A 13,079-nucleotide genomic window follows, 5' to 3' on the forward strand; every position below is an offset into this window, starting at 1 on the left:
CTCACGCCTCCACGAGCTTCAAGGTGAGGCATTTGGCTGAGCCGCCCGCCTTCATGAACTCGCCGAGCGGCGTCAGCAGCGGCGCGAAGCCGGCGGCCCGCAGGCGATTTTGCAATGCGGGCGAGGCGTCGTTCATGACGATCTCACCGCAAAGGTCGACGGCGTTGCAGGCGAAGCGCGACGCGTCGTCCTCGCCGATCTCGATGCGTTTTTCCGGCGGCGTCTCGCGCTCGATCGCCGCGCGCGACTCGGCGTCGAACGCCGGCGGATGATACATCACGAAGCCGCCGGCGAGCGGGCAGAAGCAGGTGTCGAGATGATAGAAGCGCGGATCGATGAGGCGCAGGCCGATCACGCGCCGCTCGAGCACGGCCTCCAGCGTCTGCGGCGCGGCGGCGTCGGAACGCATGCCATAGCCGCACCAGACGAGCTTCTGCGCGCGATCGATCAGCGCGTCGCCGGCGCCTTCGAAAGCGATGTCCTGGGGCCAGGGCGCGAGGTTAAATCCCTGCGCGGCGAAATGGGCGCGGAACAGCGGCTCCTCGGCGCGCCGCTCCTCGGCGCTGAAGCGGCTGACGACGACCGTGTCGCCGAGCGTGAAGCCGGCGTTGGCGGTGAACACCATGTCGGGCAGGCCCGCGGCGGGCGTCACCAGCTCGATGTCGACCGTCCGCGCGAGCGTGCGGCGCAATGTCTCCCATTGCGCGCGCGCCAGCGAGCGCGTCGCCTTGCCGATCTGATCGGCCATCCACGGATTGATCACATAGCGCACGTCGAAATCATCCGGCGCGCACATCAAGATGCGCTGCCGCGCGTCGCGACGCGCAACGCCGGAGTTCTGCGCCATGGCGAGCGGCTTGGTCATCGTCGTTCCTCACTGGGTTTGCTCACTAGCCGACTCTCGACGCGAGCTCCTTCTCCCGCGAGCGGGAGAAGGGAGCGCCCTTTTCTTTATTCTTTCGCTTTTCACCCCACCGCTCGGCGCGGCGTGCGGCGCGAAACCATTTCGGCGAGCGTCTCCTCGAGGCGATCGAGCGCGAGATCGAGGTCCGCGCGTGCGATCACCAGCGGCGGCGAGAGTCGCACTACCTGCTGATGCGTCACCGTCGACAGCACGCCCTTCTCGCACAGCCGCTCGCAAATCTCACGCCCGGTCGCATAGAAGGGATCGATCTCGACGCCGGCCCAGAGGCCGAGGCCGCGCACGTCGCGCAGCGCCGGGCTGTCGACCGCGCGCAGGCGGCTCAGCATATGCTCGCCGAGATCGCGGCTGCGCTCGACGAGCTTCTCGTCGCGCATCACATGCAGCGCCTCGAGCGCCACCGCGGCGGCGAGCGTGTTGCCGCCGAAGGTCGAGCCATGCGAGCCCGGCGTGAACATGTCCATCAGCGCGCGCGTTCCGACGAAGGCCGACACCGGCAGCACGCCGCCGCCGAGCGCCTTGCCGAGCATGACGCCGTCGGGCTTCACATTCTCGTGCTGGAACGCGAACCAGGCGCCCGTGCGCCCCAATCCCGCCTGCACCTCGTCGACGATGAGCAGCAGGCCGCGCGCGTCGCAGAGCTTGCGCAGTCCGGCGAGCCAGCCCTTCGGCGGCACGATGACGCCGGCCTCGCCCTGCACGGGCTCGACCATGATCGCGACCGTATTGGGTCCGATCGCCTTTTCCGTCGCGGCGAGATCGCCGAAGGGAACGGCGCGAAAGCCCGGCGCGAAGGGACCGAAGCCGTCGCGATAGGAATCCTCCGAGGAGAAGCCGATGATCGTCGTCGTGCGGCCATGGAAATTGCCGGCGGCGACGAGAATCTCGGGATCGGCTAGCCGGCGCACGCGATGGCCGTAGCGGCGCGCCGCCTTGATCGCCGTCTCCACCGCTTCGGCGCCCGTGTTCATCGGCAGAGCGACGTCGAGTCCGGTGAGCGCGCAGAGCTCGGTGAGAAAGGCGTCGAGACGATCGTCGAAATAAGCGCGCGAGGGCACGGCGAGACGCTGAGCCTGCGCGGTCAGCGCAGCGAGAATGCGCGGATGCGCATGGCCATGGCTGACGGCGGAATAGGCGCTCATCATATCGACATAGCGTCGGCCGTCGACGTCATAGAGATGCGCGCCTTCGCCGCGCGTCAGCACGACAGGCAGCGGCGCATAATTGCGCGCGCGGTGCGGATTGTCGCGGATGTCTTGCAGCTTCGCGTTCATGAATTCGGGACCTCGCTGTTGTCGGGCTGCACGCGGCCTCGCCTCGACGATTTTCGTGCGGGCGGCCGGCGGCGGCTCCCGCCGTCTTTCGCGCGCGGGAGCGATTGCAATGCGGAGCGCGTCGATCCGACGCTCCGGCGATCGATTGCAAATACATCGAACGCGAGCTATTTGCGAGACAAATAATCCATTGGCCGGGCTCGAAGGGAAGAACAGTGATGCAAACGCCAACGAAACCCTGCGGAATCGCGACGAATGCCGCCGATATTCTCGGCAAGCTCAACGTCGAGTCAGAGCTGTTCGAGCGCGGTAGTCTACATTCACGCTCGCCGATTACCGGTGAAGTCATCGCTTCCGTGAAGACGAGCGATAACGTTGCTTTGGATCGCGCGATCGCCGCCGCCGACGCCGCCTTCCGCCGCTGGCGCATGGTTCCGCCGCCGCGGCGCGGCGAGCTGGTGCGCCTGCTCGGGGAGGAGCTGCGCGCGGCGAAGAGCGAGCTGGCGCAGCTCGTCACCATCGAGGCCGGCAAGATCGCCTCCGAGGCGCAGGGCGAAGTGCAGGAGATGATCGACATCTGCGACTATGCCGTCGGCCTGTCGCGCCAGCTCTACGGGCTCACCATCGCCACCGAGCGGCCCGGCCATCGCATGATGGAGACCTGGCATCCGCTCGGCGTCGTCGGCATCGTCACCAGCTTCAACTTCCCCGTCGCAGTGTGGGCGTGGAACGCGGCGATCGCGCTCGTCTGCGGCGACGCTCTCGTATGGAAGCCTTCGGAGAAGACGCCGCTGACCGCGCTGGCGACGCAGGCTCTGTTCGAGCGCGCGGCGAAGCGTTTCGGCGACGAGGCGCCGAAGGGCCTTTGCAGTCTCGCCATTGGCGGACGCGAGCTCGGCGAGGCGCTCGTCGACGACAAGCGCGTTCCGCTCGTCTCGGCGACGGGCTCCACCGCCATGGGCCGCGCTGTGGGCCCGCGCCTCGCGCAGCGCTTCGCGCGCTCCATTCTGGAGCTCGGCGGCAACAACGCCGCCATCGTCTGCCCTTCGGCGTCGCTCGATCTCGCCGTGCGCGCCATCGCCTTTTCCGCCATGGGCACGGCCGGCCAGCGCTGTACCAGCCTGCGGCGGCTGATCGCGCATGACAGCGTCTATGACCAATTGCTGCCGCGGCTGCATTCCGCCTATCGCACCGTCGCGGTCGGCGATCCGCGCGAAGGAAAGCATCTCGTCGGTCCGCTGATCGACGAGGACTCCTATCGCCGCATGCGCGACGCGCTGGCCGAGGCGCGCGATCTCGGCGCCCGCGTCACCGGCGGCGAGCGCATTCTCTCCGACCGCTGGCCCAATGCGTTCTACGCTCGCCCGGCGCTGGTGGAGCTGCGCGAGCAGGCGGCGGTGGCGAGGCGCGAGACCTTCGCGCCGATCCTCTATGCGATGCGTTATCGCGATCTCGCCGAAGCCGTGGCGATGCAGAACGACGTGTCGCACGGTCTCGCCTCGTCGATCTTCACCAGCGATCTGCGCGAGGCGGAGCGCTTTCTCTCGCCCGAAGGCTCGGACTGCGGCATCGCCAATGTGAATATCGGCCCGTCGGGCGCCGAGATCGGCGGCGCATTCGGCGGCGAGAAGGAGACCGGCGGCGGTCGCGAGGCGGGCTCCGACGCGTGGAAGGCCTATATGAGACGCGCGACCAACACGATCAATTATTCGAGCGCGCTGCCGCTCGCGCAGGGCGTTCAGTTCGACTTGTGACAACGCTGTCATTGCGAGGAGCGCAGCGACGAAGCAGTCCAGAGGCCGCACCACGGCTGAAGGATCGTTTCGCTCCGCTCGCAATGACCGCGAGACAACGGAGACCGGCTATGACGCAATTGGTATCCGCCGACACGATCCGCGCGATGTTCTCAGCGGCGATGACGCAAATGTATCGCGCCGAGGTTCCGCAATATCAAAAGCTCGCCCATATCGTCGCCGAGGTCGACGGCCGCACGCTCGCCGCCGACGAGACGCTCGAGCAGCGACTGCGGAGCGCCGGCCGCTATGATCTCATCGGCGTCGAGCGTCACGGCGCCATTCGCGTCGGCCGGCCGCAGGAGCTGTCGGGCCTTCGCCGCCTCTTCGCCGTGATGGGCATGAGTCCTGTCGGCTATTACGATCTCGCGCCCGCCGGCGTGCCGGTGCATTCCACCTGCTTCCGTCCGGTGACGGAGCAATCGACGCGCGCCTGTCCCTTCCGCATCTTCACCTCGCTGCTGCGTCCCGAGCTGATCGAGGACGCGGCGCTGCGCCGCGACGCTATGGCGATTCTCGAGCGTCGCCGCATCTTCACGCCGCGCTGCGAGCATCTGATCGAGATCGCCGAAGCCCATGGCGGCCTCAGCGAAGCGCAGGCGATGGAGTTCGTTCACGAGGCGACGGAGACTTTCCGCTGGCATGGGCGGGCGAAGGTCTCGCTCGACGCCTATCGCAAATTCCTTGCCGCGCATCCGCTCGTCGCCGACGTCGTGTGCTTCCACGGGCCGCACATCAATCATCTCACTCTGCCGACGCTCGACATCGACGCCGTGCAGCAGTCGATGATCGAGCATGAGCTCGATCCCAAATCGATCGTCGAGGGCCCGCCGCGCCGGCGCGCGCCGATTCTCTTGCGCCAGACGAGCTTCAAGGCGATCGCGGAGACGGCGCAGTTCGACGGCGAGACAGGCGCGCACAAGGCGCGCTTCGGCGAGATCGAGCAGCGCGGCGCGGCGCTGACCGCGGACGGCCGCGCGCTCTATGACGAGCTGCTGGCGCAGACGCTCGCCGCCGCCCCGCCGAGCGAGGCGAGCGCGGCCGCCTATGGCGCCGAGCTGGCGCGCCGCTTCGAGAATTTTCCCGACGACGCCGAGACCTTGCGCCGCCGCCATCTCGCTTTCTTCCGCTATGCGCCGGCGGCGGGCGTCCGCAAGGGCTCCGGCCGCGGCGGTCTCGATGCGCTGGTCCGCGACGGCCTCGTTCGCGCCGAGCCGATATTCTACGAGGATTTCCTGCCCGTCAGCGCCGCCGGCATCTTCCAGTCCAATCTCGGCGAGGGCGGTCGCCGCGAGCTCGCCGCCGGCGCCGCTCGAGGAGCCTTCGAGGAGGCGCTGGGCGCAACGCCCGCCGATGAGCTGGCGCTCTATGCGCAATCGGAGGAGGCCTCCATTCGCGCGACGCTCGAGGCGCTGGGCGCGGCGGAGACGGCGGTGTGAGCGCTCACTCCGCCGCGACCGCCAGAGGCGCCGCGCGCGCCGAGCGGGAGAGATAACGGCGGCACTGCTGCTCGCAATCATAGCCGAGCAATGTGCCGAGCATGAAATCCTCTTCCGCCGTCAGCGTGTTGAGCGGACGCGTCACCAGCGCGCGCGCCACGGCGACATGAGCGGGGCGGCCGAAGAAGAGATTGGCCTTGGCCGGGCCGAGCTCCTGCACGAAACATTCGATGCCCTGAGCCCCCAGCCGGTCGAGCGCCAGCCGCAGCTCGCGGCGAGAGAGCGTCATCAGGAACAGCGCGCGCACGCCGCGGCTGTATTCGTAGATGTTGTGATGGAGCAGCCGCAGCACCGGCGCCGCTTCCGCCGAGAGCCGGGTGAGGGAGGGGAGAGGCCGCACGGCCTCCCCGCTCAGAGCAATTGGCTCAGCCATGCGGTCACTCGTTTCTCGGTCATGCCGGATTGTGTGTCGAGATCGAGCGCCAGCCCGACGAATTTGCCGTCGCGCTCGGCGGTGGAGCCGAGATAATCATAGCCCGCCGTTTCGGTGAAGCCGATCACCTTCGCGCCCAGCGCCGTCACCTCGTCATAGAGAATGCCCATGGCGTCGACGAAGGAGTGCGGATAGGTCTCCTGATCGCCGGTGCCGAACAGAGCGACTTTCTTGCCCTGCAGATTGGCGCCGCGCAGCTTGTCGATATTGTCCTCCCAATCCGTCTGCAGCGTGCCGTCGCCATAGGTCGGCGAGCCCAGGATCAGAAGATGACAATTCTCGAAATCATCGGTCGTCGCGTCCTTGATGTCGACCGATCGTCCCTGGCACTTCTTGGATATACGTGAGGCGACGCCTTTCGTCGCGCCGCCGTCGGAACCGAAGATCACTGTTATGCTCATGTCTTGCCTCTCAGTTTGGAATTGGACCAAATGGAATCCGGCTGTCGCATCGCGAAATACACAAGGCCATCGCTGCGTGAAAAGCAGTGCGTCTCGAACGAGAGGTAGATTATTGCGGCGCAACTTGGTTGTAAATGACTAGGCTATCGAGAATTATTACAATCTGGGTTGGAAATATTGTATTCGTTCCAATTGTAAAAGAAGAGCGCCGATTCGACAGCGTTGCGAGTTGCGCGACGCGTAGCGGGCGTCTCGAGGCGCGGGGCGCCATTCTAGCCGACTGGATCGGAAAGCGTTCTAGCGCGGAAAATGCTCCACATGCGTTTCCGCGTCGCGGCCGAAATAGACGGCGCGGCGACCGGAGAAGGACACGAGATAGCCGGCGCAGCCGCCCGTCATGACCTTCTCGCAAAATCTCGCATAGGTGTAGCCGGGCGCCGATTGCTGCGCCTCCCGGATCGCCGCCACGAGAACGCCGGCGTCGAGCGCGGCGGCGACAGGCGCCGCATGGCGATGCGTCGGGATGACGACACTGTCGCCGTCCGGCAGATAATAGGTCGCGGTCGCGCGACGAAAATCGATCGCATAGCTCTCGAATCCCGCCGCGATCAGCTGCGCGACGATCTGTGGAAACGTCTTGGCTCCGCTCTCAGCCGCATGCAGGGAGGCTTCGGCGATTTCGCAAATTCGAGCGTCCATTGGTTCACCTCATTGTTTCGTGACTTGCGGCGATGTCGCGCGTTCAATCCAGCGGCATGCGGGTCGGGCCGAGACGCGCGACCGTCTGCTCCAGAATCCGCCGCAGCGCGCGGCGGTCCTCGTCTTCAAGATGCGCGAAGCATTCGCTCTCGTTCTCATCGGCCAGCGCCGCCAGCTCCGGAACGAACTGCGCCCCCTCGGCCGTGAGCCGCAGCGTCTGCGCGCGCCTGTCGTCGCAATCGGCTGCGCGAATGACGAAGCCCTTGGCGATCAGCCGGTCGGCGAGCTTGGTGATCGCGCCGCGCGTCAGGCCCATGTCGATGGCCAATCGGCTGGGAGGGGTCGGCTCGCGGCCAAGCAACATGCGCATCAAGCCCCATTCGGCGACCGTCACATCCTTGTCCGCGAGCTTCCGGGCGAAGCCGTGCGACACGTGATTCGACAGCTGGCGCAGCCAATAGCCGAGATGGTCGGTCAGCTCGGGAACACGCGGGGACATGGCGAGGGCTCCATTTGATTGACTAGGAAACTAACTGACTTGGTTTCCTAGGCAATCAAATTCGCGGGTTGACATATGCGGATAATATTCCTATTCTCTTCCCCGCTTCCGCCGCATGGGGCGCCATCCGAAGGGTCGGGCGGCGTCGGCGGGGCGCGGTTCGCGGGGACGGGAGGCGACCCTCTCTCGAAACCTCGCGACGCCACGTCGCCGGCGCTGGTCTTCCTTCGTGCGGAAGCCTTTGAAAAAAGGCGCGGACCAGGCCGAATATCCGAGGGTGGCGCGGGGACCTACGACCCGAAAGGGGGAGGCTCCCTGGCCCCGGAGGCGGCGAACAGCAGAAAAGGCGACCGTGGTCCGGAACGCTTCGGCTCCGATCCACCACCTCTCCTTCCGCGGCCCGCAACGGCGCCGCGGCGTTCCGGACCCCCATCGCCCGCGCCGAAATCCGGCGGCGGGACGCGCCCGCACGCCTCGCTGTGACGGAAGGCCCCCAGGGGAATCGGGTGAAGGATAAGATCCCCAACCCTCGTCCTGAGGAGCCGCCGCTTCGCGGGCTTCTCAGGACGAGGGTCAGGGAATAGTCCTTCGCCTGATTGCTCCTGGAAGGCCGCGCCTCGGGTTTGCGCGCGGCGCATTAGCGGCTATCTTGCTGCCCGCTTTTGTCGTTTCTCGAGTGGTGACCCTGTCGCATGTGGCGAGATCGGCTAGACGCTTTCTGGGACGGTCGCAGAGGCTTCGCCATCGCATTTTTCGAGGAGGCGGGCGCCCCGAGCCTTCGCCCTGATCTCACGTTATTTTCCGCGCGCGACGCGGCGCTTTCCGGGGCCGCGCTCGTCGATGTTCTCGACGCGCCGCGGCTGCGTTGCGGCTATTGCGTCGTCGAGCTGCCGTCCGAGCACGCCTTTGTGAGCCTGCGCGCCGCCGACGGCGCCGAGCTGCGCTTCGCGCTCGGCGATTTCGACGCCGAGCACGCCGGCGGCGAATCCCGGCTCTTGCTCGTCGAGGCGGGGGAAGGCGAGGGGCCGCCGGCCTTTCGCGCCGTCTCGCTGGCGGCGCGCGGCGACGCGGAGCGCGCGGCGCGCGACCAGATCGCCCGCAGCGGCGGCCGCCTCGTCTGGGCCGTCCGCCAGAACCGCCGCGTCGAGCGGCGCGACGGCGCCGCCGCGCTGATGCGGCTTGCCGCCGCCGAGCGTATTTTCCCCGCCCAGCAGAGCCGCATCGCCGTCGAGGCCATCGACGCGCCGCCGGCGCGCGGGCCGACGACGCTGATGGCGCCTTTCGCCATCATGGAGAATTGGCTGCGCGAGAATGGCGCGCCCTGTCCGACCCTGCGCCTGCGCATCCCCAACGCCGTGCGTGGCGATCTCTTGTTCGCGCGCGCCGTGGTCGTGCTGGCGCTGCATCAGCGGCGGCGTTTCCGCGATTGGCTGCGCGAGCAGCGCGCCGCCGGCGAGCCGACCGCCGATCCGCTGACGCTCGCCGACATTCGCCGCGCCATCGGCGCGCCGGGCGAGCGCTTCGAGGCGGTGGAGGCGAGCGATGCGATCATCGTGCATCGCCTCGCCGATGTGCTCGCCGCCCCCGATGGCGCCGTCTTCGACGGGCTGTCGGCGACGCGGGTCGCGGAAGGGGCGGAGAGCGGGCTCGTCGTCGATCTGCATTTTTTCGGCGCCGCGCTCGGCGACGACATCGGCCTCGTCTGCACCTGCGCCGACGCCGGCGATTTCGGCGTCATCCCCGATGATCCGGGCGGCGCGCCCTATGCGCGGCTGTTTCGCCTCGACAGCGACGGGGCGATTGCGCGCCGCATCGCCGACGGCGACCGGCTGCTCGATGAAATTTTGCGCCGCGCCGTCGACGCGGAGCGTGACGCCGAGGGCGGCGCCGGCCGCGGCGATGAGCGCGCCGCGAGCGCGCAGGGTCGGCGTGAACGCCTGCTCGCGGGCTTCAACGCGGCGCTGGCGCTCTGCGGCTATGGCGGACGTTTTTCCGCGGCGCGTCTGTGGGACCTCGTCGATCCGCTGACCATGGCGGCTTTCGTCGCGCTCGCCGAGGATGCGGGGCCGGACGGGCGCGCGGCCATCGCCCGGCTCGGCGGCTATGACGCCTATCGCGCCGATCCCGTGCTGATGGAGGCCTCGGCGCGTCGCGCCGAGCTGACGCGCGGCGCGACCGAGGCGCGCTATCGCGATTATTGCGGTCCGGCGCGGCCGCTGCTGCAGCGATTTCTGGGGCTCTGCAATGCGAAGGGGCTCGCCGCCGCCGACATCGATCCGGCCGCGCAGCTGCGCCTCTGGGCGCTGCTTGGGGAGCCCGTGCTGGCCCAGCCGCTGATCGCCGCTCGGATCGAGCTCGTCGACGCCAAGGAGCCGGCGCGGCTCGCGGCGACGGCGCGGCTCCTCGTCGACGAGGCCATCGTCGAGCGCGCGGCGATCTATTGCGACGATCTGCAATTGGAGGGCGAGGCGCGCGCGCTGCGCGACTATCTCGAGCGCCGCCGCGCCGGCCGCTGGACGCGCATCGACGACGCCGCGCGTCTCGCGGTGATGGTGGACGAGGCCAACGCCTATTGGCGCCGCCCACAGGCCGCGCGCGCGGCGCCGGTCGCCGAAACGCGCGCGCCGGCGCCGGCGGCGGCGCGGCCGGAGGGGCTGCTGGCGACGATGCGAAGCTTGCTGAAACGGGGCGGCGGGAAGGGATCGCGCCCATGACGCCGGAAACGCTGACCATCTGCCTCGTCGGGCCGCGCGGAAGCGGCAAATCCTCACTGCTGGCGACGGCGACCGACTGCATCGTGCAGAACGCGCATGGCTATCCGGCCGAGCTGCGGCCGACGTTGCAGTCGATCTCGCGCGCCGCCTTTCACGGCTTCGACTCCTCGGCCAAGCTCGACATTCTCGACGCCCAGACCGATGATTATCAGAGATTGCGCCGCGATTTCGCCGCCGGCGGCGCGCCGACGGAGCCCTCGCGCCTCGGCGAATATTTCTTTCGCCTGACTCTGAACGGCGAAGCGCCCCCGGCTCGACGCGACAAGGCGCCGATCCTGCTGCGCGTCATCGACGCCGCCGGCGCCGTGGCCGTTCCCGAGGATAGCGCCGAGGCGCCGCCGGATCTGCGGGAGGATTTCGCCAACAAGCTGCAGAGCGCCGAGGCGATCGTGCTGGCGCTGCCGCTCACGCGCTTCGAGGACGGCGCCTCGGTCGCCAATCTGGCGCGGCTCCTCGAGCGTCTCGCGCTTTCGCCCGACAATCGATTGAAGCGGATCGTCGTCGCCTTCACGCAATATGAGCGCTTGTTCGTGCAGCTCGGGCCGAGCGCCTTCACTTACGCCTGCGATCCCGCCGTCGCTCTACATGTGCTGAGGCGATCGCTGCAGGCGGCGCGCTGGAGCGATGCGCTGCGCGCGCTCGAGCGGCGCGTCGCGGTGCGTTTCATCGCGCTCTCGGCCTTCGGCTTCGTGAAGACCTTTCAAAATCCCAATATCGATCCGCATGGCGAGGGCGAGCGGCGCTTTCGTCGCAAGGGGATCGCCGGCCCGCGCGCCTTCACGGAATTCTGGCGGCCCTTTCTCACCGCCGATCCGCTGCTCTACGCCGCGCTCGATCTCGACAATGCGTTTCTGTTCGACTTCGCTGCGATCGACGGCGCGCCAATCTCTGAAAGGTCGTGAGAATGCCAGAAGCCGACGCCCTCGCTCTGCTCGCCCGCATCGCCGCGGCGCTGGAGCGGCTCGCGCCGCCGCCGCCCGCCGCGCCGGATTTTTCCGCGGCCGAGGCGTTCATCTGGCGCGCCGCGCGCGCCGAGCTGACGCCGGTCGTCCAAATCAATCGCGTCGAGCTGTCGCTGCTCGAAGGCGTCGCCCGCCAGCGCGAGCTGCTGCTCGACAACACGCGCCGCTTCGCCCGCGGCCTGCCCGCGAACAACGCGCTGCTGTGGGGCGCGCGCGGCATGGGCAAGTCCTCGCTGGTCAAATCGGTCCACGCCGAGGTCGCGCACGATCCCGCGAGCCGGCTGCAGCTGAAGCTCGTGGAGATTCATCGCGAGGATATCGAGAGCCTGCCCAGCCTCCTCGGCGCCTTGCGCGACGCGCCCTTCGCCTTTCTGCTGTTTTGCGACGATCTTTCCTTCGACGCGGCCGAAACCAGCTATAAATCCTTGAAGTCGGCGCTCGAGGGCGGCGTCGAGGGGCGCCCGCGCAATGTGCTGTTCTACGCCACCTCCAACCGCCGCCATCTGCTGCCGCGCGACATGATGGAGAACGAACGTTCCTCCGCCATTATTCCCGGCGAGGCGGTGGAAGAGAAAGTGTCGCTCTCCGATCGTTTCGGCCTGTGGCTCGGCTTTCACAATTGCAGCCAAAAAGAATATCTCGACATGGTGCTCGGCTATGCGCGTCATCATAGGTTGGGCGCGACGCAGGAGACGATCGAGCGCGAGGCGCTCGAATGGTCGATCACCCGCGGCGCGCGCTCGGGCCGCGTGGCGTGGCAATATATTCAGGATCTGGCGGGGCGGCTCGGGAAGAGGCTGGACAAGCTCGGCGAGCAGCCATGACCGACGCGCCCTTCGATCCCTCGGAGCATTTCGATGAAAGCCTCGTGGCGCGATACGACCGCAGGATTCGCCGATTTTGCCCGAGCTATGACGCGCTGCATCGAATGATCGCGCCATGGCTGCGGAATGTGCCGGAGGATGCGACGTTCCTGTCCGTCGGCTGCGGCGCGGGCGCCGAGATGATCACGCTCGGGAGTGAGTTTTCGTCTTGGCGCTTCGTCGGCGTCGATGTTTCGGCCGATATGCTGGCGGTCTGCGAGCGCAAGCTCGCCGAGGCCGGGCTCACGAGCCGAGCGCAATTGTTCGAGGGGCGACTGCAGGATTACGCGGCGCCGGCGCCATTCGACGCCGCCTCGTCCATCTTCGTCGCTCATTTCATCAAGAGCCGAGACGAGAAGCTCTCCTATCTCCGCGCCGTCGCGAACAGGCTGAAGCCCAATGGAATATTTGTCCTCGCCGATTTGTTCGGCGACAAGAGCGCTCCGGAGTTCGAGCGATTGTCGGAGGCGTGGCGTCGATCCTATGCGTCGAACGACGTCGGCATGGCTGAGCTCGCCAGGGACCGCGCGCATATCGAGAGGGATGTCGATTTTCTTCCCGAGGCCGAGCTCGTCGCGCTGCTGAGCGAGGCGGGGTTCGAATCCGTGACCCGCTTCTACCAGACGTTCTTGTTCGGCGGCTGGATCGCCACGAACCGACGGCGAGGCTGAGGAGAGATGATCGCGCAGAGGCGCACGACCTATCTGCCCCGCGTGGCGGCCGCCGATCACGACGCGCTCGCGCGCCTCGTCGATAATTATCCGGCCGACAGCCATGAGAAATGGCAGTTTCTCCAAGCCAAGGAAATCGCCAATTGGGAGCGTAGCGGATGGACGGTCGTGCTGGTCGACGTCGGCGCCGACGACTTCGTCCGTTATTGCCGGGAAACGGGCGCGAGCCCGAGCTTTCACACGTTCAGGGGCATAGCCTCGGCCAAGGCCATCGGGAAGTTCACATGAC

Annotated in this window: 13 protein-coding genes; 7 read left to right on the forward strand and 6 right to left on the reverse strand. The window is 67.5% G+C overall.

Annotated elements, in window-relative coordinates:
* Window position 1: 1 nt before the first annotated feature.
* Window positions 2–865 carry a dimethylarginine dimethylaminohydrolase family protein gene (locus tag CQW49_RS17945; protein ID WP_003610269.1) on the reverse strand — a complete coding sequence of 288 codons (864 nt, stop codon included), beginning with the start codon at window positions 863–865 and terminating at the stop codon, window positions 2–4.
* A 101-nt stretch (window positions 866–966) separates the two neighbouring features.
* Window positions 967–2,196, reverse strand: coding sequence for an ornithine--oxo-acid transaminase (gene rocD / locus CQW49_RS17950; protein ID WP_003610268.1), 1,230 nt, complete (start codon window positions 2,194–2,196; stop codon window positions 967–969).
* A gap of 218 nt (window positions 2,197–2,414) precedes the next feature.
* Here rocD and amaB point away from each other — a divergent pair, with 218 nt between their 5' ends.
* Together amaB and hglS are read left to right on the forward strand one after the other, a co-directional pair.
* On the forward strand, window positions 2,415–3,950 hold the full coding sequence (amaB, locus tag CQW49_RS17960) for an L-piperidine-6-carboxylate dehydrogenase (RefSeq protein WP_003610266.1): 1,536 nt from the start codon (window positions 2,415–2,417) through the stop codon (window positions 3,948–3,950).
* A 110-nt stretch (window positions 3,951–4,060) separates the two neighbouring features.
* Window positions 4,061–5,428, forward strand: coding sequence for a 2-oxoadipate dioxygenase/decarboxylase HglS (hglS, locus tag CQW49_RS17965; RefSeq protein ID WP_003610264.1), 1,368 nt, complete (start codon window positions 4,061–4,063; stop codon window positions 5,426–5,428).
* Window positions 5,429–5,432: 4 nt separating this feature from the next.
* Here the strand turns inward: hglS and CQW49_RS17970 are convergent, their stop codons facing one another.
* The 4 genes from CQW49_RS17970 to CQW49_RS17985 all read right to left on the reverse strand — a co-directional run bounded on the left by CQW49_RS17970 (window position 5,433) and on the right by CQW49_RS17985 (window position 7,520).
* Complete coding sequence (locus tag CQW49_RS17970) at window positions 5,433–5,861, reverse strand: DUF2023 family protein (protein WP_003610260.1); 429 nt, start codon at window positions 5,859–5,861, stop codon at window positions 5,433–5,435.
* Window positions 5,840–6,322: a flavodoxin FldA gene (fldA, locus tag CQW49_RS17975; protein WP_003610259.1), complete on the reverse strand. Its 483-nt coding sequence runs from the start codon at window positions 6,320–6,322 to the stop codon at window positions 5,840–5,842. The genes CQW49_RS17970 and fldA overlap by 22 nt, the downstream gene beginning before the upstream one ends.
* Window positions 6,323–6,619: 297 nt before the next feature.
* The gene (locus tag CQW49_RS17980; RefSeq protein ID WP_003610258.1) at window positions 6,620–7,021 is read right to left on the reverse strand and encodes a DUF1398 family protein; all 402 of its coding nucleotides are present in this window, start codon (window positions 7,019–7,021) and stop codon (window positions 6,620–6,622) included.
* Window positions 7,022–7,064: 43 nt separating this feature from the next.
* Entirely contained in the window at window positions 7,065–7,520 is a 456-nt protein-coding gene (locus CQW49_RS17985) for a MarR family winged helix-turn-helix transcriptional regulator (RefSeq protein WP_003610256.1), read from the reverse strand.
* Window positions 7,521–8,212: 692 nt separating this feature from the next.
* Here CQW49_RS17985 and CQW49_RS17990 point away from each other — a divergent pair.
* From CQW49_RS17990 to CQW49_RS18010, 5 genes are read left to right on the forward strand one after another with little or no spacing between them, the layout of a single operon-like run.
* Window positions 8,213–10,234 carry a hypothetical protein gene (locus tag CQW49_RS17990; RefSeq protein WP_003610255.1) on the forward strand — a complete coding sequence of 674 codons (2,022 nt, stop codon included), beginning with the start codon at window positions 8,213–8,215 and terminating at the stop codon, window positions 10,232–10,234.
* A complete protein-coding gene (locus tag CQW49_RS17995) occupies window positions 10,231–11,196 on the forward strand; it encodes a hypothetical protein (RefSeq protein ID WP_003610254.1) in 966 nt (321 codons plus the stop codon). The genes CQW49_RS17990 and CQW49_RS17995 overlap by 4 nt, the downstream gene beginning before the upstream one ends.
* A 2-nt stretch (window positions 11,197–11,198) precedes the next feature.
* Window positions 11,199–12,080 (forward strand): ATP-binding protein, encoded by an 882-nt coding sequence (locus tag CQW49_RS18000; RefSeq protein ID WP_003610253.1) that lies wholly within the window; start codon window positions 11,199–11,201, stop codon window positions 12,078–12,080.
* Entirely contained in the window at window positions 12,077–12,790 is a 714-nt protein-coding gene (locus tag CQW49_RS18005) for an SAM-dependent methyltransferase (RefSeq protein ID WP_003610252.1), read from the forward strand. The genes CQW49_RS18000 and CQW49_RS18005 overlap by 4 nt, the downstream gene beginning before the upstream one ends.
* A 6-nt stretch (window positions 12,791–12,796) precedes the next feature.
* Window positions 12,797–13,078 carry a hypothetical protein gene (locus tag CQW49_RS18010; RefSeq protein WP_003610251.1) on the forward strand — a complete coding sequence of 94 codons (282 nt, stop codon included), beginning with the start codon at window positions 12,797–12,799 and terminating at the stop codon, window positions 13,076–13,078.
* Window position 13,079: the final 1 nt, after the last annotated feature.

Source organism: Methylosinus trichosporium OB3b (genome assembly GCF_002752655.1).
Lineage (GTDB): Bacteria > Pseudomonadota > Alphaproteobacteria > Rhizobiales > Beijerinckiaceae > Methylosinus > Methylosinus trichosporium.

Bases quoted from the DNA above. Each gene is read 5' to 3' on its own strand.
- CQW49_RS17990 (WP_003610255.1), top strand. From the start codon at position 8,213: ATGTGGCGAGATCGGCTAGACGCTTTCTGGGACGGTCGCAGAGGCTTC.
- amaB (WP_003610266.1), top strand. From the start codon at position 2,415: ATGCAAACGCCAACGAAACCCTGCGGAATCGCGACGAATGCCGCCGAT.
- CQW49_RS18000 (WP_003610253.1), top strand. From the start codon at position 11,199: ATGCCAGAAGCCGACGCCCTCGCTCTGCTCGCCCGCATCGCCGCGGCG.
- CQW49_RS18010 (WP_003610251.1), top strand. From the start codon at position 12,797: ATGATCGCGCAGAGGCGCACGACCTATCTGCCCCGCGTGGCGGCCGCC.
- hglS (WP_003610264.1), top strand. From the start codon at position 4,061: ATGACGCAATTGGTATCCGCCGACACGATCCGCGCGATGTTCTCAGCG.
- CQW49_RS17985 (WP_003610256.1), bottom strand. From the start codon at position 7,520: ATGTCCCCGCGTGTTCCCGAGCTGACCGACCATCTCGGCTATTGGCTG.
- CQW49_RS18005 (WP_003610252.1), top strand. From the start codon at position 12,077: ATGACCGACGCGCCCTTCGATCCCTCGGAGCATTTCGATGAAAGCCTC.
- CQW49_RS17980 (WP_003610258.1), bottom strand. From the start codon at position 7,021: ATGGACGCTCGAATTTGCGAAATCGCCGAAGCCTCCCTGCATGCGGCT.
- fldA (WP_003610259.1), bottom strand. From the start codon at position 6,322: ATGAGCATAACAGTGATCTTCGGTTCCGACGGCGGCGCGACGAAAGGC.
- CQW49_RS17970 (WP_003610260.1), bottom strand. From the start codon at position 5,861: ATGGCTGAGCCAATTGCTCTGAGCGGGGAGGCCGTGCGGCCTCTCCCC.
- CQW49_RS17945 (WP_003610269.1), bottom strand. From the start codon at position 865: ATGACCAAGCCGCTCGCCATGGCGCAGAACTCCGGCGTTGCGCGTCGC.
- rocD (WP_003610268.1), bottom strand. From the start codon at position 2,196: ATGAACGCGAAGCTGCAAGACATCCGCGACAATCCGCACCGCGCGCGC.
- CQW49_RS17995 (WP_003610254.1), top strand. From the start codon at position 10,231: ATGACGCCGGAAACGCTGACCATCTGCCTCGTCGGGCCGCGCGGAAGC.